This is a genomic window from Shewanella sp. SM95, from assembly GCF_025653595.1.
Lineage (GTDB): Bacteria > Pseudomonadota > Gammaproteobacteria > Enterobacterales > Shewanellaceae > Shewanella > Shewanella oncorhynchi.
In genome coordinates this window covers 1-19,459 of the sequence record NZ_JAKKSE010000034.1, presented here as the reverse complement: position 1 = coordinate 19,459, position 19,459 = coordinate 1, and the positions used below count along the sequence as shown (strand labels likewise).

The following is a 19,459-nucleotide window of genomic DNA, read 5'->3' as shown; positions in this document are numbered from 1 at the left end:
AGTAGTAAGCAAGGCTTAATCGCTTACTGCGGATTTTTGGTTTGCCACCTGCGCCAAGTAAAAGTGATTAGCACGGCGAGTATCAGACTGACCATGGCCCATGTGGGGTACTTATGCTGGTGGTAAAACGCCAGCATGGGAGCGATTTCATCGCGGATTAACACTGGGCCTAATCCAAAGAGCGTCACCCAAATGCTGGTGGCGAGAGCATTGCCAATCACAAATTGTTTTAATGGCATTTTAGCGAGACCGCAGCCGATAAACATAAATTGTTTTAATCCCTCAACAAAACGACTCAACACTAAAGCGGCAATGCCATATTGACCAATAACGCCATGGATTTTGTCTTCCAATTGCGGTTTTATCCAGCCCTTCTTAAGCAACACATCACCAAAGCGCCAGCCGATAAAATATCCTAAACTGTTACCGCAGAGTGCAGCGCAAGCAGCGACGATTAATACCAATGGCAGTGACATTTGCCCTGTAGCGGCTAATAAACTGGCGACAATTAATAAGGATTGTCCTGGCGCCGGAATGCCAAAACCCTCGACAGCAATCGCGACAAATAGCAGCACATACCCATATTGCTGCAGCCAAGGCGTGAGTTCTGTGATGATATGTTGTAGCGCTTCTGGCATGGATGAAAGTGATCAAATCAATGGGATGATTGGGCCATCATACTCGCCAACTTCTCTGGTTGGATAGATTTATGAGCAAAGTTTCATGCCCGTTTTCGTTTGCAGTGATTAGCAAGGCTAAGGCACAGGTGATATCAATTTTGCCTTAAAAATATAAAAGGCCGAACTGAGTCCGGCCTTAATACGCTATTACTGTTGCGATTCGGCGACGATATAATGTCTATGCGAATGCAGCTTGTAGCTGTGGTACTACTTGTTTCTTACGGCTTAATACGCCGTCTAACCACACTTTGCCATCGACGGTATCTTTACCGTAGGCACGTTGGGTCAGCTGCGCATCGTCAGACACAATCAACAACTCTGAACCTTCTTTCATGATGTCAGTCAGCAGCAATAAAACGCTGTGGCGGTTACCTTCCACTTTGAGCGCTTTGATATCGGCTTCTAGCTCGGCCTTGATATCGTCAAATACTGACAGGTCGATCACTTCTAACTGGCCGATACCGACCAAGTTACCGTTCATGTTGAAGTCTTTAAAGTCGCGCATTACTAAGTCACGTGCAGGTGTGCCTTGCACGGCTGATTTCACTTTGAACATTTCCATGCCCAGTTCTTTGAAATCTTCAACGCCGGCGATTTCTGCTAAGGCTTCAACGCAGCGAATGTCGGCAGTGGTGCAAGTGGGTGATTTGAAAATCACGGTATCGCTCAAAATGGCGCACATCATGATGCCAGCGATATTTTTAGGGATAGCGACTTGGTAAAAGTCGAACATCATCTTGATCACTGTGTTGCTGCAACCTACTGGGCGGATCCAGCATTCTAACGGGGTATCTGTGGTCAGATCGCCTAGCTTGTGGTGATCGACAATCCCGACGATAGTCGCTTGGGCGATATCATCCGGTGCTTGAGTCAGTTCTGAATGGTCAACGATATACACTTGCTCGCCAGCGTAGCTGGTTTTGTATTCCGGTGCTTCGAAGCCGAAACGTTCCAAAATAAAAGCAGTTTCGGGTGACAATTCACCTAAACGTGCGGCAATGGCTTCTTCACCGATTTGGTTTTTTAAATAGGCTAACGCGATAGCACCGCAGATTGAATCTGAATCGGGGATCTTGTGACCGACAACGTAAATGGGCATTTCAGGGACTCTCCTATAAATTTGTGACAATTTTAGCAATATTTGGCTTTAATCGGAAATAGCCAAAGCGCATATCACTGCGCTCTTCAGTTGCTATTTCTCTAAAAATCGAACGCTCAGGTTCGACAAAGATGGCTTAAGGTTTAGATCTTCACTTTTATCACGACTTTACGCACCGCCGTGGCTATATCGCCTGTGCCGGGCATATGCATGTCACCGGGGAAAAATAACGCAAACATGCCTGCTTTGAGTTTGATATAAGAGGCATTGGCTTGGTTTGCCTCGTAATCAAACTCGGCGTAATCGTGTTTTTCAAAATAGGGTTTCGAGGGTGTTTGCTCCGCTAGTGGCAAGTAACCAAACTCTTCTTCACCGCTGAAAACATATTGCACATCGATATATTTTTGATGAACTTCAAAGGGTTCTGTTGACTTATGCTTGGTTTGATAGTCATTCACTATCACAAAAATATTGTCGCCATCGAGGGGATAATTGCCTACTGGTAGCTGACTAAAGTCGGTCGTCGCTAGATGTTCTAATGCAGTCGCAAGCCGAGGGCTTAAGGATTGATAAATATGGCGGTTTTTTAAGGTATCGACGATCATCGGCTACTCGACATGGTGGAAGTGAAATGGGCGAATGGTAAAGATTATAATCCGATCACCACAGTTAGGACATAAGCTTTGTCGATTGGAAGCAGGTCTAAACATGTCGGCATAAAAAACAGGCCATTGAATGACCTGTTTCTACATCAAGTATTATTAAACTTAGCTAAAACGAGTTTAGTAAGTGTATTTGGCTTCTAAGAAGTAGTAGCCACCATTAAAGCCAAAGGGGGTATTGGTTAATGGGTATACGAAGATACCATTGAAGTTATTGTTATCTGGTCGTTTTTCTGGATACACATCAAACAAGTTTTGCACCCCAGCGGTAAAGCTTAGCGCATCAGTGGCGGCGTATCTTACCGACAGATCCATCACCCACTGATCGCTATAGTTCACATCACCCGTTGAATAACCTTCACTGTAGTCACCAAAGTAGTTTAAGCGGATATTGGTTTTAAAATCCCCGAGTTCATGGGTCAGCCCAATGCTACCCGTGTTATGCGGCGTAGCAGACGTCATGCGGGTTCTTTCTATACCATCAAAGAGTTTCTTTTCTAATCCGCCTAAAATAGACGGCAGATTGATGTCTTGGATCTCGGTTTTATTATAGGCATAGGCTAAGTTCGCCCGTAAATCGCCCCAAGTGCCAATATCAAAGTCTTGGCTAACAACAAGATCGACTCCGCGAGTTCGGCTATCGACGGCATTGACGAAGAAGCGTGCTGAATCAGCATTGGTACCTGCTAGTGCGGTCGCAACCGCGGGGCTATCAGCGGGTCTTAGAGCGCCAGATAAAATGATGCGGTCATCAATCTCTATTTGGTAAGTGTCGAGCGTTACCGCTAGACCAGCGTTATTGGTATAAACAAGACCGAGACTAAATGATTGAGATATTTCAGGTTCTAGCTCGTTAATCCCAAGTGCCTTTGTTACTGGTGATAAGGTGTTGAAAGTACCTGATTCAATAGGAACCAGTTGCCCCGTCACTGGATCGGGATTAAATAACGTCGAGATATTGCTGAAGTACAGCTGTTGTACGCTCGGCGCTCTAAAGCCTGTATTGATAGTGCCACGCAGGGCTAAGTTGTCGGTAAAATCGTAACGACCCGCGAGTTTCCAGCTCGTGTTGCCGCCAAAGTCAGAGTAGTTTTCGTAGCGTAGCGCTGCCGCCCAGTAAAACTCGTTGGTTAATTGGTTTTCAAGTTCGGCATAAATGCCTGTGTTATCGCGCGTTTCATCAACCTCAGACTCAGGGGTAAAACCGGTGAAGCCTTGGCTACCCGCCGCTTTGCCATTATAGCCACCATTGATATACGAATCTTCTTCTCCGGCTTCAATTTCATAGCCGTTTTGGCGCCATGAAACACCGGTCGCAAACAGAATTTCAGAATCGTTTATAAAGGCAAAATAACGGGAAATATCTAAATTGATATTGGCTTCACGGGTCGATAACGTTCCTGCGTCGAACTCGGTAGGAGTTTCAGGGCCTAAGGAAGCATTTAAGGTATTGACGATATTATAGTTAAATGAATTCTTGCCATATCCCACTGAGGCATCAATATCCCAGTCACTCAGGTTGAATTCATAGCCTAGGGTAAGAGATGAATCGATAATTTGGGGGTTAATTTGCGGTAAAAAACCGTCAGGATACACTTCGGGTAAGTTACGGGCATCGAGAGCTAAACGGTAAAAAGCACCCGATTTAGTTTCACGTTGGCTAATACCACCAAAGGCATACAGTTTTCCGTCGGTAGATATTGGCTGAGCCGCATTGATAAATAAACCGACATTATCATATTCGGCATCACCAACGTGGTGGCTCTTACGGTTAAATGTCGCTTCGCGCGGATCTGCTGGGCCATCTGCTAACTTAGGGTATTGCTGTCGTGGATCTAATCCTGCGCGGTTTGTGCTGTCTTTGTGATGCGCTTCGAGGGAGACATTCACAAAGCCATCATTGCTTAAACTGATCCCATGGTTAACGCCTACACGCCATTGCTCACCGTCACCTTGGTAGGTTTGTCCGGCTTGCGCCGAGACGCTACCCCCTTGATCGCTGTCCTTGAGTACCACGTTAATCACGCCAGCAATCGCATCTGAACCGTATTGTGCCGAGGCACCATCTCGGAGAATTTCAATGCGTTTTATCGCTGTCATTGGAATCGCATTTAAATCGACGTTAGAGGAGCCTTTTCCCATGGTGCCGCTTAAATGTACTAGGGCAGAACCATGGCGACGCTTGCCATTTACGAGTACTAAGGTGTGGTCTGGCGACAGGCCGCGTAAGCTCGCGGGGCGCACCGCATCTGAGCCGTCAGTCACCGAGGAGAATGGGAAGCTATAGCTTGGCGCCGCAAATTGCAGCGCTTTCGCGGTTTCGGTCATACCTGTTGATTCGAGTTGTTCGGCAGTAATGATATCGACCGGGGCAACACTGTCAGTTGCCGTGCGTAGTGCTATGCGTGAGCCTATGATCTCGATTTTTTCGAAGCCGGTTTGCTGCTCTTCGGCTTGGACTGCTGGAATAACCAGTGTGGATGACACTGCCAATGCGATAACGGCTAGACGCATAAAAACCTCTCAATGATGTTTGTGACCCAATACTCGAACTTAGGTGTGCAGATAAAATAACAATCTGATGCCGAGAAGGTTATCACTGTAACAATTGTTACATTAAGACGTAAATGTGCTAACTCAGAGCCTAGTGTTCTAAATAATATTTAAAATGCAGTTGAATATATTGATGAAAACCTCACTATCGGTCTGCGTGCTTTTGAGGCTTCATACGGCACAAGACAAGTTGCCGCATGCACAATACGACTGAGTTAACTCGATGATATGAATTGTTTATTGACGTATACCTTCGTGGTTTACTATTTTATTTTGCTCTAATGGCATTGGTTTTAAGGTACATAGAATTGTCAGCGTTACGATTTCTTGCAGGACCAACTGCATTTAACACCTTGGTAGAACAAGGCCTTAAAGCTGAGCATTTTACTCAGTTGCTTGCCGCCTCTGGTGGACCTAAGTGGCTTGGTATCGCAGGGCTAGATAAGTATTTGTTTGCTGAATTTTTCAAAGACAGGCAAACGCCTTTATATACATTAGGCGCTTCCTCTGGGGCTTGGCGTTTAGCATGTTTGGCGCAGCAAGATCCCCTCATCGCCTATGGCCGCTTAGAGGATTTTTATATTGGTCAGCGTTACGACAGTATGCCAACACCGCAGGAAGTCAGTGCGCAAGTTAAAGGCGTAGTGCAGGGCATTTTAGGGGCAAACGGTGGCAGGGAAATCGTTAATAACGCTCATATTCACAGTCATTTCGTCGTGTGCCGTGCTAAACATTTAAATCGTTTAACGGCAAAGCTTCCGCTTGCGGCGGGGCTGGCGATGACGGCGGCGACCAACTTAGTGAGCCGTCGGAGTTTAGGCTGGCATTTTGAACGTGTGGTCTTTAGCCAACAAGCTGCAGCATCTCCCTTTTTGCAACTCAACGATTTACCCAGTCAGCAGGTCGAATTAACTGAGGCTAATGTCGATGCTGTGATGTTAGCAACGGGGTCGATTCCTTTGTTGCTTGCCCCAGTGTCCCAAATTGAAGGCGTTGCCGATGGGCAGTATTACGATGGCGGCATTACCGACTATCATTTTGATTTGCCTTTATCCCGTGCCAAGGGGCTGACGCTGTATCCGCATTTTTATCCGACCATCAGCCCAGGATGGTTCGATAAATCCTTGAAGTGGCGCCAAGGTCGCGCTAATTATCACAATGCGCTAGTGTTGGCGCCATCGGCCGAATTTGTCGCTTCATTGCCCTTTGGCAAAATCCCCGACCGTGAAGATTTTAAGCAACTGGACACGGCGCAGCGGATGCAATATTGGCGTACGTCTGTGGCTTTGAGCGAACGTCTTGCAGAGGAGTTTGCCTCGGTTGTTGCGAGGGGAAATGTGCTGGATCGGCTAGAACACTTTTAGGTTGAAGTGATTTGGTCTCGAAAACTGGGTTTGACATGACGTGGTTGAAATGCCCTGATTCAAAATAGCAGGGTCGGAAATTTCTTTGTGCGGTCAGCGGCTTCAGGAAGGAAATTCTTTCACCTGCTACACTCTACAATAATAGGAAATACGAATGCATTGAGTTCGTTTCCTTCTATTTGGGGCAGGAGGTTGCTATGCAAACACGAGAAATGGCGTTACTCATGCGCGATGCCTTGTTACTGCCACAGGGACGGGTGGAGGTTCGTGTGGTTGACCCAGGTCATCTGCGCATGGTGGCCGATGTATTCAAGGGAAAGTATGTGCTCGCCTTTGCCACCATTAGACCCAGTGGTAGTCCGCCCTGTTATCCCACTGCCACTCAATGTGACATTATCGATTTTAATCAGCTAGAAGATGATTCACTCAGCATAGTGCTCGAAGGGCGTCAACGCGTCAGCATCCTCTCAGCGGCGCAGGCCAAAGATAAGCTGTGGATGGCGCGTACTTTACCTTGCCGTAACTGGCAAGAAGAGCCGATTAAAGGTGAATTTGAGTTGATAAGCGCCGCATTAGAGCAATTTTATGAAGTGAATCCCGATCTGTTTGAGCTCTATTCTCAAGTGCATTTGGAAGACGCCGCTTGGGTGAGCCAACGCTGGCTCGAGGTTTTGCCTATGTATAACAAAGATAAATTAGTGTTAGTGAATCAGCCTGATTGCCATAAAACCTTGGACTTCGTGCTGCAACTCATCAAGTCCCATGTGGACTGAAAAACCACAAAAAGGCTAGAATAGCGGCTTTCTATAGCCGCTTTTTTTGTGATATGACTGCATCTGCCCGCGCCGCCCAACCTTCTTACATAGTGCTTCCTGTGAATGTCACAGATAAACCCACAGTGTTTGCCTTTCTTGCACAACATTTTGCCCGTATAGGTGAAGATGTATGGCGTCAGCGGATCCTCGATGGAAAAGTGCATTGGCGGGATGGCAGTTTGATCGCCTTGGACACTGAATATCGTCCAGCTGCGCGGGTGTATTACTACCGTGAAGTGCCGGTTGAAGCGAAAATTCCCTTCGAAGAACAGATCCTATTCCAAGATGACAATGTCATTTTGGCCTACAAGCCGCACTTTTTGCCTGTGACGCCAAGTGGCAACTATGTGAACGAATGTTTGGTGCATAGACTAAGATTGCGTACTGGCATTGATACTATCGCGCCCGCTCATAGGCTTGATCGTGAAACCGCTGGAGTGATCCTGATGACGGTCGCGCCTGAAACCCGCGCGCTCTATCATCAACTCTTTATTGACGATGCGATTCGTAAAGACTATCAAGCGATTGCCAAGTTGACTCCTGAGATTATTGAACAATATCAAATTGGCTGCTTAACTTTGCCCTTGCACTGGACGGTAACAAACCGTATGCAGCCGAGCGACCCGAGTTTTACCATGAAAATCGTGGAAGGTGAGGCTAATACCCATTCCGAAATTAGCCTAGTGGCCATAAAAGGCGATCTTGGTTTGTTCCACCTGAGCCCGATTACCGGCAAAACCCACCAGTTGCGGGTGCATATGCAAAGCTTAGGTATGCCATTGTTAAACGACCGATTTTATCCAAGCTTATTACCCAAAGGACCGGATAAATTTGAGGCACCCCTAAAATTGATGGCACAGCGTTTACGTTTTATTGACCCAGTGAGCGGGATGCACCACGACATGCAATGTCAAGGTTTTGAGTTTTAGTCAGCGGAAAGCATTATTTCCAGTCTGTTTAAAGGAAATAATCGGGTGCAATTGTGTGCTTGGCCCTGTGATGGTATGAATACAATCTGCAGTATCTGAGTCTCTGCCATAGGGAGCCATATTACGATTGTTTAAAGGAAGTCCATTATGACCAAATCTGCGATCTTCTCTATCTTGCTTTGCGCTGCAGTATTAGTGGGGGCCATGTATTTTGGTGACTGGACTAAGCAGCCTTATCTGAATGATATTGCCGCCGAGATCCGTAAGGCGAGTGCGGTGATTGAACCGAAGAAACCGAGTTCGTCTGGCACATCGACAGCAGAAGTCGATGCCGAGCGGGATCAAAGCCCTAAGATCATTTGGGATCAAATGGCGCATGAAAAACCGTCGAATAAGTCGCAGCCAGAAGCACTGATTTTCAATCAGGCTCAGCCAAAACCTGCCAAAACCGATGAGGCGTTATCCAAAAATACGCCTTTGATGGATTCTGGCTCTGGTGCCACTCAGCCTGAAACGGTTAAACATAATAAACCCGTTTAATCTGTTATTCCTGTTTGGGTGGTTCGAACAGGGTTTCGCTCATATCGCCATGTAAAACCGCAATTTTTGTTGGTGCACCATCATCAGCTAATTCCAACATACCTATTCCGCTTTTATTCACTAGACGTTTACTCGGCTCACCATTTGGTCGCCTGCCACGGAGTAACATACGTTTACGTTTTGTCAGCAAGTTAAGTGGTGAAAAGTGGCCATAAAACCAGCCATTGAGTTTATCGAAAATCGGTAACAGCTTCTCGGGGAAGTGATTTTTAATACCGCTGCAGGTGATTTGGTAGATGTTAGGACTACTGCGTCTAAAACGAATACTGATGTCGTAACTAAAGGAGTAATGCACATCGCCGGAGAGGATCACAAACTCCTCAGGGGTTTTACGGTGCATAAAAATACTCAGCAGTGCATTGGCGGCGCCCGGGTGGGCCATCCAGTTTTCGGCGTCTACTAACAGGGAACCGCCGATCAGAGTGGCTGTACGCTGCACAGCTTCAATCAACTTGACCCCAAACATGGGCGCAGGTGAGACGATAATGACCTTCGACTGGCCGAGTAACTCTTGCTGCAAATCCATTAACGCCTCCCAATCCATCAAGCCGGAAGGTTTTGCAAGATTAGATTCACTGCGCCAGCGGCGGGTACGGGTATCGAGCACGACCAGTTTGGGCGAGGACTCTAAGGTGTAATGCCACTGCTCAAATTTAAGTAATTCATCGATGAGCAGATCCTGACTTTCGCTTTCTTGTCGCGTAAAAAACGCATCGAGCAGCGGGCGGATATCGGCGGCAAATTTATCAGGCGCGTTGCCAAGTCCTTGGAATAAGGTGTAGCCGATTAAGGCATTACCAATGATGCGTTTCGAAAATGCGTGTTCGTAGGCCGCTTGTTCCCATTTAGCCGTCAGGTTCCAATCATCGGTGACGTCGTGGTCATCAAACATCATATAAACGGGAATGTGCGCCATAAAGCGCCTGACTTGCCCCAGCCCAGCTTTAAAGCCGAGCAAGTGTTGCCACTCATTTTGCCAGCGGGCGGTATTGGCGGGTGATAAGCCGTCGACATCCTTCGAGATATTCACTAATTCCCACAGTTCAGGTGACCAAGTGAGTAAATACAGGGCGATGATTTCATTTAGGCTGACCAAATGATTTACGGCGATGGAGGAGGTAAAAATGGGGTGATTGCGATACCAACGCCAAAGCGCGGTTTTGGCCGGATATTGGGTATGAGGCAACAGGTTTTTATGCCGTTGATACAAATATGCGGGTTGATAATGAATGTCTTCACTAGTGGTGATGCTCGCGCCTTCAAATTGCTCATGTTTAAGACCAAGCAAATCGATGACTTGCCCTATGGCGCTTAACATAGGTCCCGCAACATCATCAATATAGACCTGATCACCACTCATTATGATAAGTGCTGGGCGATCATCCTCCGCACCCCTGTTGATTATCTTGGCTAAATGGGTATCGGCGGCGACCAGTGCATCGTCACTGTGGTGATGCGGATTGCGGCAGGAACCGTGGAATACTTGGGTTAATTCAGGGGTAAAACGTACACTTGGCGTCGACGCATCGCCGTAGTTTAGCTGGCTTATCGTGGCAAAAATATCACCATGCTGAGCGGCAGACACTTGGTAAGGTGTGACGATATTGGGCGCGAGCAACTCTGGGCGCGACAGTATTATTAGATATTGATGGGCATGTTGCCCAAGTGGCACATAGTGTAAATCGGCATCCTGCAATAGGTACTCTTGCTCACCAAGACGCAGCTTAAGTTCAGTTAATGGCTCACGACTTACAAACCACAGGGTAAAGTGTGAGGCATCGCAGTGGCGCAGCATGGGGCCAGCTAATATCAGAGGAAGTGTCGTACTCAAATTCTGCCTATGGGTATTTGGGTTAATCTTGCATGAGTTAACCCTAAGTAAGTTTGGTTTAGAAGAGTAAACAAGTGCGTTGAATATGAAAAGCTTTTAGAATTGTTAGCCATAAATATGCGTTGAAACTGAATGGGGCGATATGGCTAAGATTATGGTCACGGGGGCGACTGGGCTACTCGGTAGAGCTGTCGTAAAACAGCTTGAATTAACAGGACATCAGGTTATCGCCACGGGTTTTAGCCGCGCAAGTGAACGAGTGCATAAACTCGATCTTACCGCCCCTTTGGATGTCGAGGCATTTATCGCCCGCGAGCAACCGCAAGTGATAGTGCACTGCGCCGCCGAGCGTCGCCCCGATGTTTCCGAGCAAAATCCGCAGGCGGCATTGGCACTTAACTTAACCGCCAGCCAAGCCTTAGCTATGGCAGCTAAGGCCAATAATGCTTGGCTTATCTATATTTCCACTGACTATGTGTTCGATGGCACTCAACCTAAGTATGCTGAAGATGCAGCAACTCATCCGGTTAATTTTTATGGTGAATCTAAGCTAAAGGGCGAAGAAATCGTGCTAGACACTAGCGCTGATTTTGCCGTGCTACGCTTGCCAATCCTTTACGGTCAAGTAGAAAAGCTGAGTGAATCTGCTGTGCTAGTGCTGGTTAACCAATTGATTGAGCGTCGCGCTCAGGGTGTTGATCGTTGGGCGATACGCAGTCCAACCTCGACCGCCGATATTGCCCAAGCCATAGACAAGATGATTGCACAGCATATTGTAGCGCCAATAGTGCAGGGGATTTATCACTTTAGCGCCGCAGAGACTATGACTAAGTATCAGATGTTGTTGACCTTAGGAGAGATTTTACAACTCAGTACAGCGTACTTAACACCTGAGTCGACGCCGACAGATAACACCAAGCGGCCAAGGGATTGCACCTTAAGCTGTGCGCGTTTAGCTGCGCTGGGGATTTGTTCTGAAATTAATTTTGCCACTGGCGTGCGCCAAGCATTAACACAATCGAGTGGTGCACTTGCCACGCTCGGACTCACTCTGTAGGAATTGCCATGGCTAAGATCTTAGGGACCAGTCTACAGGCTGCCGACCAAGTCGCATTACTGCGAACCTTAGGTTTGCTGCTGCAAATAGGCTTAACCACGTTTGCCGCCGATACTTTTGGTCTTAGCCTGCAAATGGAGCCGTTAGTGCATGTGTTAGTGCTGGAGGTGTTATATCTTTCGCTCACATTGGCGCTACGTAAACCCTTATTTGCTAAGGAGCGCGGCCTTTTTATTGCGCTCAGCTTAGACACATTATTTTGGATATCTTGGTTGCACTTTTCCGGCGGCGCGACCAATGCGTTTATCTCGTTATTACTGTTGCCGATTGCACTTGCGGCTGTGACTTTGCCGATCTGGGCGCCTTGGGCACTGACGGCTATTTCAACCTTTGCCTACAGCCTGATGATCTTTACTGTGCCCGAATCCCCCATGCAGCACCACGGTATGGACATGAGTTCCCACTATTTAGGCATGTGGTTCAACTTTGTGATTTCAGCTTTGGTGATGACAACCAGCGTGGCGTTAATCACTAAGCGTATGCGCCGCCAAGATGCGCAGTTAGCCTATATGCGCGAAGGGCAATTGCGTCAGGAACAACTCTTAGCCCTAGGTACAGTATCGGCGCAGATGGCACATCAACTGGCCACGCCGCTCTCGAGTCTGAGGTTATTACTCGATGAAGTAAAAGAAGACATGAGCGATACCTCGATAACGATAGTCGAGATGGAAACTGCGTTAGGTCGCTGTGAACATACGCTTGCCGAGCTGAGATTAGCGACAGAGTCGATCCGCGATCGCCGCCAGCGCCCACTAAAGATCATTGAGCTGGTGGATAGTTTAAAGCAAAAAACCTTGTTGTTAATGCCGCAAACTGAACTGAATTGGTTGATCACTTGTATGCCTGAACAACTGGCAGAGCAAAGTATTCTGACTGATATGAGTTTAACGCCAGCCATCATGGCCTTGATTGAAAATGCTGCCCGCGCTAGCGCCGAAACCCTAGGTGCGCCGCAGGTGGATATCAGTGTAGATATAGCGCCAAGCGAAGAGCAGATCTACTTGCAGATCCGCGATTATGGCACTGGTATCGCGCCCGATTTATTGCCACAGTTGGGCACCTTACTCATAGAAAGTCCCAAGGGTTTAGGTGTTGCTTTGCTACTCAGTCATGCCAGTTTAGAGCGTTTGGATGCAGAGTTGATTTTGGCTAATCATCCCCAAGGTGGCACTGTGGCACAAATTCGTTTCACTATTTTAAGGGAGCTGGCGCCGTCTGTATCGCACAAGACTAAGGTTAGTGACGAGGTAAGTTCATGAAACGTTTGTTGATTGTTGAGGATGACCTTTCCCTTGCGAGTATTTTAGGCCGCCGATTAACACGCCATGGCTTTGAATGCCGATTAACCCATGATGCCAGTGATGCACTGCTGGTGGCGCGGGAGTTTCGTCCTAGCCATATTCTTTTAGATATGAAGCTTGCCGAAGCCAATGGCCTAGGGTTAATTGTGCCGCTGCGTCATCTGCTGCCCAAGGTGACTATGGTGTTACTCACAGGTTACGCCAGTATCGCCACTGCGGTGGAAGCGATTCGCCTTGGCGCCGATAATTATTTAGCTAAACCTGTGGATACCCAAACCTTGCTCGCCGCACTGGAAATGGATGGGCATTCCCATACTCTTCAAGAAGATGAAGTCGACGATTCGCCACTTAATCCTAAGCGTTTGGAGTGGGAGCATATTCAGCAAGTGCTCAATGCTAACCAAGGCAATGTGTCCGCCACTGCTCGCCAATTGGGAATGCATCGCCGGACGTTGCAACGTAAATTGCTGAAGAAACCAGTGGGTGAAAGTGGACATTTGAAGTAACGATTCATCCACGTGTGGGCAAGGAGCAACAGGCAACAGCTTAAGGCAAACCTGATGAGGTGCTGAGGCTGAGCCGTTTGACCATAAAAAATGCCACTCAAAAGGGTCGAGTGGCATTAACAAGAAAACGAGAAGTGAATCGATGAATTAGCGCTAGGATTTTACGCTAGCGCCATTGCACGATTAGGTTATGCGATTAAAAATTAACGGTTTCTTCGTTTGAGCAAGGGCCGTTAGTTTCACATACTTTATAGGTGAAGCTTGCGCCAGCTAGGTCGGTGAAACGGTCAATAAACGATGAGCTGCTTGAAGTACCCACCGCAACACCGTTACGGAAGATAGTATACTCATCAGCGTTGTGACCATCCCATTCGAGTGCAACACGTATGCTACCGCGACGAGATTTATTCGCATTTTTAACTGCCATTTCTAACGCGACTTCAGGGACTTCAACCGCAAATTCTGCCGAAGTGCTTGCTGTTGCGCCATCGTTGTCAGTTACAGTCAGTGTGACTGTGTAGCTGCCTGACTGGGCATACTGATGATTGACACTCGCACCTGCGGCATTTGTACCATCACCAAAATCCCAGTTCCATGACGTCAGGTCACCATCGCTGTCAGTACTGGTGCTTGTGAAGCTGCCGTTACCGTTAGCAAAGCTTGCAGTAAAGCCTGCGGTTGGAGCTTGGTTTGGTGTGTCATCGCCGTCATAAGCACCCACTAGGCTCACACCTGTGTAGCTGCTATAGCCGCTGACCATCACCCAATAAGTTCCCGTTTGAGCAGGATCAATAGCACAGCTTTCGGCATTACCTGACTTGTATGGACGACAGTCATAGCTGCTAGAGGTCGGCGCTTGACCAAATTTAACATACATGTCCGCATCACCTGTGCCGCCTGACATATTGAAGCTCAGGTTAGTTGCACCGCTAGCGACATCGAGTTTGTAGTATTTTTTGCTACCTGACGCACCCGCTAAACCTGTCACAGCAACACCGTTGGCGAGCTCAGTGGCTTCTGGTGGTGGCGGTGGTGGTGGCGTTTCACAAGGTGTGATACCCACGGCGGCAAACGCAGTAACCACATCGTCAGCACTTAAGCCTAAGTCAGTTGCGGCCGATTTAACACCACAGGCGCCTTGCCAGAATAAGCTGTCCGCCGTCCAATATAATTGGTTAGCGACTACAAATGTTTGGAATGCTTTGCGTGTATCCCAACCCGGTAAGTTAGCTAAAGTGTAGAAAGCTTTATTGAATACACCTGAACTGTGGTGCACATCGATGCCATCATAGTAATCGTCGATATGACCGATTGAGATACCGTCTAAGGTTGGATCTGCCATGTAGCGCAGTGCACCACTGCCTTTAAAGATATCGGCGCCGACTAACCAGTCGTTTGTGCCGTGCATGTAAAATTCAGCGGCTTCACCCGCCATATCTGAGAAGGCTTCGTTCATGCCGCCAGATTGATCTGCGTAAACCAGCCCTGAGTTTTGCTCAGTGAAACCGTGGCTCACTTCGTGTGCCGAGACATCTAAGCTCACTAATGGGTGGAAGGTAGTTGCGCCATCACCGAAGGTCATAGCGCTGCCGTCCCAGAAAGCGTTTTCGTAGTTGTTGCTGTAATGAACTCGCATCGTTAACTGAAAGGTTAACGGTGCAGTGTTGTACCACTCGCTATACATCTTGTAGATCACGTTGCCGAAGTAGTGCGCATCGTTTAATGGCGAGTAAGCACCGTTGATCTCTTTGACTGTATTGCGCGGACAAGTATAAGAGAAGGCAGTGGCGCCTGATGTGGCACCGTTTAGGTTAACGGTTTTCACGTTAGGTGAGTTCATGGTGCAAGTGTCACCGCTCACTTCAACGTCTAAGCTAGAAAAATCAGTACCGTATTCGTATTGGCCTGTCTTAATGTTACCGCCTGGACCTGTGCCGGTTGCAGCATGGTTAATCCCTTCCCAACGCTTAATCACTTCACCTGAGTGCGCGTCAACCATAGTGAATGGGCGGCTTGGCTCATCGCCATATACTACAAATGAGGTCACATAAACGAGGCGAGTTTTAGCGGCATCATCGAGGTAAAGCCATAATTTTGCTTGTTTGTTTTCAGCTTTTAGGCCTGCAACGGCTTTGTCAGACTTGCCACGGATCGCAATATCTAACGCTTTGTTAGCCGTTAAAGTAGGTTTGACAAAATCAGCCGACTTTTCAATATTTTTTAATACGCGGCCAGACATGTCGCTGTAAAAGCCCATGCTCGATTGTGACGTCGCAACAGAGAAACCATAAACAGGTACGCCATGGAAATATTGTTGTAAACGTTGTTTTTGCTTGCCTTGACCTAGGTTGAGTTTTTTCTCTACTTTGAGTTGGCTACCTGCGTCTAAGCTGAACTGAGACACTAAGTTATTGCTTGAAGACGCGCTTCTAAGAGTACCGACATCGACAACATCGGCAGCAAATGCGGATGTGCCTAAAGTGGCCGACACAGCAATGAAGAGTAGCGACAGTTTTTTGTTTAGCATCATGCTTGAAATCCTTTTTCCGTTTTGTAAATAACGTTGGAATGCCATACAGCTTAACTGGCTCGGGCGAGCGTTTTTTATTGTGATTTCTACAGGGTCGTCGGCATCCCTCTGCCATGGCCGCATAGAATGAGCTGTTGCTCAGGCGGGAATTCTCAGATTTTTATTCTGTGCAAAGCGTGAATAACCGCATGACTCTAGATGTTATTTAAATGTAAAAGCGTTAACAATCGTACAAAAGAACTATCTTCAACGTTCATTTAGACGCTTTTAAATCTGAATTAGGACTTTTGGGTAATAGCGATTTAGCCAAGCGGAAGGGTGATGCACTTGAGTGTTTTAAAATAATTTAATGATTTATTTCAATTGTTTATTTTTCAGTGTTCTTGAAAAGGCTTGATTAAGGATGGGGTGTGCGTTGGGGGCATCATCCTATCAAGGGGTTAAAACCCTCGGCTTTGATTTATTAATTTAGAAAGACTCCATCGGAGTTGCCGCTGCTTGACTTGCTCTTCAGCTTATTTCACCAAGGTAACTCTGTGCCATCGTAGGCAAAAAAACGCCCTGTTTGTGCGGGTGTAGCATTGGCAATGATGGGCAGTAAGCAGTTTGCGACATACTCAGGTGTAAACAATTTGCCTTTGGGGACACTCTGTTGAAATGGCTGAGATAATGGCGTGTCTGTCGTGCCCGGATGCAGAGACAACACCACGCCGTGTTTCATGGTGCGTTGCCACTCAATCGACAGTGTTTTGAGAAACATATTCAGCGCAGCTTTTGAGGCGCGATAGCTGTACCAGCCACCCAATCTATTATCGGTAATGCTGCCGACTCTCGCCGATATCACCGCAAATCTTGCCGAGCTACTTTGTTTTAAGGCATGGCAGAAGTGTTTAGCCAGCATGACACTGGGCAGGGTATTGAGCGTTAAATTGTGCTGGAAAAAGTCGATATCCAGTGACTGTAGGCTTTTTTCTGGCCCTTTATCTTGGTTGTGTAAAATCCCGACACAGTTAATAATCCAATCTAATTCAGTGAGTTGTTTACTTAGCTGTCTAATCTCAGCTTCATTGGTCACATCTAAGGCATGCCATTGGATTTTCTCCTGCCTGTCTTGGGGAAGATGATGCCAGTAGGTGGCGTGCACAGTGGCGTCGGGATATGACTCTTGAATTTGCTTAACTATGGCTTTGCCAATACCCCCACTCCCGCCGACGATAAGTACTTTCATAGCAAACTCTCCCTATCCAAATATCTATATCAAATTCTTTATATCAAACTCTTTATATCAATGAGTCACGCTTAGCATTACTCCGCTACAAACGGTTTAGGTGAACGAGGTTGTGTTCCGCTGTGGCTAATATGGCACTCCTTACGGACTCGTCCATTTTGTCCCAAGTCTGGTATAGCATGCCGATCCTAGGATTTTGTGACAATCGCGCGCGGTGTTTGTCCATAAAGCGCCAATAAAAGCTATTGAACGGGCAGGCAAGTGCGCCGCTGCGCTCTTTTATCTTGTAATGACAGCCGCTGCAGTAATCACTCATTTTATTGATGTAAGAGCCGCTGGCGGCGTAGGGTTTAGTACCGACAATGCCGCCGTCGGCAAACAATGCCATGCCGCGGGTGTTGGGCATTTCAACCCATTCGATGGCGTCAACATACACGCCTAAATACCACTCATCGACTTGATTTGGCTCGATTTCGGTTAATAAGCAGAAATTGCCGATCACCATTAAGCGCTGAATATGATGGGCGTAGGCAAAATCTAATGATTGGGATAAGGCTTGTCGCATGCAGCTCATCTTGGTGTCGCCATGCCAAAAATAATCGGGCAGCGTCCCATGGGCATCGAGCGCGTTAGTACTGGCGTACTGCGGCATATTGGCCCAGTAAATGCCGCGAACATATTCTCGCCAACCTAATATCTGTCGTACAAACCCTTCAACTTGGGCGATATCAATCTCAGCATTCGTTTGATAACTGTCGATGGCCGCATTGATGACTTCTAACGGGCTGATTAATTTACTGTTAAGGCTGAATGATAGTCGACTATGGTACAAGCTCCACTTGGCAGGATGTTGCGCTGTCATGGCATCTTGAAAACGGCCAAAGGAAGGCAAGCAAACCTGACAAAAATACGTTAATAATTCGAGGCTTTGCGCACGGTTTATCGGCCACAGCAATGGCGCATCAATACGACCCATGGTCGGGATTTGGTGACGCTCAAGCCGTGCGAGAATTTCAGTTACATCGAAGCTAAACATTAATGGCTCAGGCAAGACTTTTATATCTTGAGTTTTAAGTTTTTGACGGTTGCAGGCATCAAAGTTCCACTGCCCGCTGAGTGGTTTCCCGTCATGCATCAAGATGTTGAAGCGTTTACGCATACGGCGATAAAAGTGCTCCATCATAATGTGTTTGCCGACGGGGAACTGCGCATCAATTTCGTTAAAGGGTAAGATAAAGTGCTCTGTATCGACACAGTTCACCACGGCAGTGTTGAGCTTAAGTTGGCTCAATTGTTTGAGTAAGCGGTATTCATCAGGCCTTTGGTATTCAAACTTGATCGCGCCAACCTGTGTTACCTGATGTTGAATGAGCCCCAGTAGATCGCTATAGCCCTGAGTGTTATTGAAGGTGTCATCAAGGGTGAGATAGAGCACTTGATGCCCTTGCACACGCAGCTCTTTGGCAAATTGCGCCATTGCTGCAAAGAAGGCACATATCTTTTGCACATGATGGGTCACATAAGTGTTTTCTTGGTGCAGTTCTGCAATCACATACAGCACTTGATCATCAACACGGTTAAACCAAGAATGCTGGGCATTGAGTTGATCGCCTAAAATTAATCTAACTGTATGGAATTGCTGTAATTGCATTAAGTGGACTCGTTGAATGACTTTCGCGGTTAAGCATTTCGCGGTTAAGCATTTCGCGATGGGATATTGCCGGACATTACGAATTGGGTTGCAGTGAGGATCACAAAGCAGGGTATTTGTCGTGATTTCGACAAGGAGGTTTATCTAAACTTGGTTTTATCGCTTTTAAAGCAAAGTCAAAGTCGTGGGGCTTCACCCCTTGATTTTCAATCAAGAGTCCTTGCCGAACAACGTCGATGTCTAACTGCCAGTTCGTCATCCTTGGCTCTCGTTTGTACCGCTGTTTCGCAGCACTCACCCTAGCGAAGTTACATGCATTAACTCTTTATTTATAAGCAGGGCTTTGTAGTGGTCAACTAAATTTGGCCACAGCTTTAGAATCTTCCCAAAATCTTCGCTCTGATTCATTTGGGCTCAATCCTGCATTGTAATGATGTGGCCTGACTTCACAGTAATAACCAATGATGTAATCAGTCACATCTTGTTTAGCTTCGCTAAAACTCTTGTAGCCTTGGGTCGGGATCCATTCCGTTTTTAAACTCCTGAAAAATCGCTCCATTGGCGCATTATCCCAGCAGTTACCGCGACGGCTC

Annotated in this window: 17 protein-coding genes; 7 read left to right on the top strand and 10 right to left on the bottom strand. The window is 47.1% G+C overall.

What is annotated here, in order from left to right:
- Positions 1-23: 23 nt before the first annotated feature.
- From L5M29_RS22255 to L5M29_RS22240, 4 genes are all read right to left on the bottom strand, one after another.
- Complete coding sequence (locus L5M29_RS22255; protein ID WP_263170141.1) at positions 24-638, bottom strand: DedA family protein; 615 nt, start codon at positions 636-638, stop codon at positions 24-26.
- A gap of 220 nt (positions 639-858) precedes the next feature.
- Entirely contained in the window at positions 859-1,779 is a 921-nt protein-coding gene (locus tag L5M29_RS22250; protein WP_173496421.1) for a manganese-dependent inorganic pyrophosphatase, read from the bottom strand.
- Between the two features lie 143 nt (positions 1,780-1,922).
- A complete protein-coding gene (locus L5M29_RS22245; protein WP_105251222.1) occupies positions 1,923-2,384 on the bottom strand; it encodes a YhcH/YjgK/YiaL family protein in 462 nt (153 codons plus the stop codon).
- Between the two features lie 177 nt (positions 2,385-2,561).
- Positions 2,562-4,955 (bottom strand): TonB-dependent receptor plug domain-containing protein, encoded by a 2,394-nt coding sequence (locus tag L5M29_RS22240; RefSeq protein WP_263170138.1) that lies wholly within the window; start codon positions 4,953-4,955, stop codon positions 2,562-2,564.
- Between the two features lie 347 nt (positions 4,956-5,302).
- Here L5M29_RS22240 and L5M29_RS22235 point away from each other — a divergent pair, with 347 nt between their 5' ends.
- The 4 genes from L5M29_RS22235 (at position 5,303) to L5M29_RS22220 (ending at position 8,642) form a co-directional block, all read left to right on the top strand.
- The gene (locus tag L5M29_RS22235) at positions 5,303-6,358 is read left to right on the top strand and encodes an alpha/beta hydrolase (RefSeq protein ID WP_168825751.1); all 1,056 of its coding nucleotides are present in this window, start codon (positions 5,303-5,305) and stop codon (positions 6,356-6,358) included.
- 197 nt (positions 6,359-6,555) lie between these two features.
- Positions 6,556-7,131, top strand: a complete 576-nt coding sequence (locus L5M29_RS22230) for an LON peptidase substrate-binding domain-containing protein (protein WP_105251225.1) — start codon at positions 6,556-6,558, stop codon at positions 7,129-7,131.
- Between the two features lie 53 nt (positions 7,132-7,184).
- Positions 7,185-8,102, top strand: a complete 918-nt coding sequence (locus L5M29_RS22225; RefSeq protein WP_263170135.1) for a pseudouridine synthase — start codon at positions 7,185-7,187, stop codon at positions 8,100-8,102.
- A gap of 147 nt (positions 8,103-8,249) precedes the next feature.
- Complete coding sequence (locus L5M29_RS22220) at positions 8,250-8,642, top strand: hypothetical protein (RefSeq protein WP_105251227.1); 393 nt, start codon at positions 8,250-8,252, stop codon at positions 8,640-8,642.
- A gap of 4 nt (positions 8,643-8,646) precedes the next feature.
- Here the strand turns inward: L5M29_RS22220 and L5M29_RS22215 are convergent, their stop codons facing one another.
- Positions 8,647-10,497, bottom strand: a complete 1,851-nt coding sequence (locus L5M29_RS22215; RefSeq protein ID WP_263170163.1) for an alkaline phosphatase D family protein — start codon at positions 10,495-10,497, stop codon at positions 8,647-8,649.
- 178 nt (positions 10,498-10,675) lie between these two features.
- On the opposite strand from L5M29_RS22215, the gene L5M29_RS22210 reads away from it, so the two are divergent.
- From L5M29_RS22210 to L5M29_RS22200, 3 genes are read left to right on the top strand one after another with little or no spacing between them, the layout of a single operon-like run.
- A complete protein-coding gene (locus L5M29_RS22210) occupies positions 10,676-11,590 on the top strand; it encodes a dTDP-4-dehydrorhamnose reductase family protein (protein WP_263170129.1) in 915 nt (304 codons plus the stop codon).
- A gap of 8 nt (positions 11,591-11,598) precedes the next feature.
- Complete coding sequence (locus tag L5M29_RS22205) at positions 11,599-12,909, top strand: sensor histidine kinase (RefSeq protein WP_263170128.1); 1,311 nt, start codon at positions 11,599-11,601, stop codon at positions 12,907-12,909.
- Positions 12,906-13,457 carry a response regulator transcription factor gene (locus L5M29_RS22200; RefSeq protein ID WP_105251231.1) on the top strand — a complete coding sequence of 184 codons (552 nt, stop codon included), beginning with the start codon at positions 12,906-12,908 and terminating at the stop codon, positions 13,455-13,457. Before L5M29_RS22205 ends, L5M29_RS22200 begins: the two co-directional genes overlap by 4 nt.
- A gap of 196 nt (positions 13,458-13,653) precedes the next feature.
- Here L5M29_RS22200 and L5M29_RS22195 read toward each other — a convergent pair whose 3' ends face one another.
- The 5 genes from L5M29_RS22195 to L5M29_RS22175 all read right to left on the bottom strand — a co-directional run.
- Entirely contained in the window at positions 13,654-15,987 is a 2,334-nt protein-coding gene (locus tag L5M29_RS22195) for a M4 family metallopeptidase (protein ID WP_263170126.1), read from the bottom strand.
- 520 nt (positions 15,988-16,507) lie between these two features.
- Positions 16,508-17,215: an SDR family oxidoreductase gene (locus L5M29_RS22190; protein WP_263147971.1), complete on the bottom strand. Its 708-nt coding sequence runs from the start codon at positions 17,213-17,215 to the stop codon at positions 16,508-16,510.
- Between the two features lie 85 nt (positions 17,216-17,300).
- Positions 17,301-18,866: a cryptochrome/photolyase family protein gene (locus L5M29_RS22185; RefSeq protein WP_263170124.1), complete on the bottom strand. Its 1,566-nt coding sequence runs from the start codon at positions 18,864-18,866 to the stop codon at positions 17,301-17,303.
- A gap of 100 nt (positions 18,867-18,966) precedes the next feature.
- Entirely contained in the window at positions 18,967-19,125 is a 159-nt protein-coding gene (locus L5M29_RS22180) for a hypothetical protein (protein WP_263170123.1), read from the bottom strand.
- Between the two features lie 93 nt (positions 19,126-19,218).
- A partial coding sequence (locus L5M29_RS22175) for an integrase core domain-containing protein (protein ID WP_263170122.1) occupies positions 19,219-19,459 on the bottom strand: 241 nt, incomplete at its 5' end.

Excerpts from the sequence above, each read along its gene's own strand:
- L5M29_RS22255 (WP_263170141.1), bottom strand. The coding sequence starts at position 638 with ATGCCAGAAGCGCTACAACATATCATCACAGAACTCACGCCTTGGCTG.
- L5M29_RS22180 (WP_263170123.1), bottom strand. The coding sequence starts at position 19,125 with ATGACGAACTGGCAGTTAGACATCGACGTTGTTCGGCAAGGACTCTTG.
- L5M29_RS22190 (WP_263147971.1), bottom strand. The coding sequence starts at position 17,215 with ATGAAAGTACTTATCGTCGGCGGGAGTGGGGGTATTGGCAAAGCCATA.
- L5M29_RS22195 (WP_263170126.1), bottom strand. The coding sequence starts at position 15,987 with ATGATGCTAAACAAAAAACTGTCGCTACTCTTCATTGCTGTGTCGGCC.
- L5M29_RS22245 (WP_105251222.1), bottom strand. The coding sequence starts at position 2,384 with ATGATCGTCGATACCTTAAAAAACCGCCATATTTATCAATCCTTAAGC.
- L5M29_RS22215 (WP_263170163.1), bottom strand. The coding sequence starts at position 10,497 with ATGCTGCGCCACTGCGATGCCTCACACTTTACCCTGTGGTTTGTAAGT.
- L5M29_RS22220 (WP_105251227.1), top strand. The coding sequence starts at position 8,250 with ATGACCAAATCTGCGATCTTCTCTATCTTGCTTTGCGCTGCAGTATTA.
- L5M29_RS22205 (WP_263170128.1), top strand. The coding sequence starts at position 11,599 with ATGGCTAAGATCTTAGGGACCAGTCTACAGGCTGCCGACCAAGTCGCA.
- L5M29_RS22230 (WP_105251225.1), top strand. The coding sequence starts at position 6,556 with ATGCAAACACGAGAAATGGCGTTACTCATGCGCGATGCCTTGTTACTG.
- L5M29_RS22250 (WP_173496421.1), bottom strand. The coding sequence starts at position 1,779 with ATGCCCATTTACGTTGTCGGTCACAAGATCCCCGATTCAGATTCAATC.
- L5M29_RS22225 (WP_263170135.1), top strand. The coding sequence starts at position 7,185 with ATGACTGCATCTGCCCGCGCCGCCCAACCTTCTTACATAGTGCTTCCT.
- L5M29_RS22240 (WP_263170138.1), bottom strand. The coding sequence starts at position 4,955 with ATGCGTCTAGCCGTTATCGCATTGGCAGTGTCATCCACACTGGTTATT.
- L5M29_RS22200 (WP_105251231.1), top strand. The coding sequence starts at position 12,906 with ATGAAACGTTTGTTGATTGTTGAGGATGACCTTTCCCTTGCGAGTATT.
- L5M29_RS22185 (WP_263170124.1), bottom strand. The coding sequence starts at position 18,866 with ATGCAATTACAGCAATTCCATACAGTTAGATTAATTTTAGGCGATCAA.
- L5M29_RS22210 (WP_263170129.1), top strand. The coding sequence starts at position 10,676 with ATGGCTAAGATTATGGTCACGGGGGCGACTGGGCTACTCGGTAGAGCT.